This is a genomic window from Hungatella sp. SL.1.14, from assembly GCF_024460495.1.
Classification (GTDB): domain Bacteria; phylum Bacillota; class Clostridia; order Lachnospirales; family Lachnospiraceae; genus Hungatella; species Hungatella hathewayi.
On record NZ_JANFYJ010000348.1, the window covers coordinates 1 to 300 of the forward strand.

Here is a 300-nt window from a genome sequence, read left to right on the forward strand (position 1 = left end):
GCCAAATACCGGCCAGCCATCTTCCCATGTAACCGGAACAAGCACCGGAATCCTGCCTGTGGAACCGTGGTCCTGGAACAGCAGAGAGTACCACTCACCCCCGGCAGTCACAAAGATTCCGCCCTGTGCGACTCCCATATTATGAAATCCCATATCACTGTCCAGAACAACTCTGCCCTCATACACTCCGTCAATTCTGTCCGAACGGTAACACAGTTCAATCCTTCTGCCTGAGTGCAGGGGCGCGGGAGGACAGGAAATAAGAAAAATATAATACATTCCATTTCTCTTATAGATATG

General features: G+C 50.0%; 1 pseudogene. It reads right to left on the bottom strand.

Going from position 1 to position 300, the window contains the following annotated elements:
- A pseudogene (locus NE473_RS31300) lies at nt 1–279 on the bottom strand (glycoside hydrolase family 43 protein); the annotation flags it as partial.
- Nucleotides 280–300: the final 21 nt, after the last annotated feature.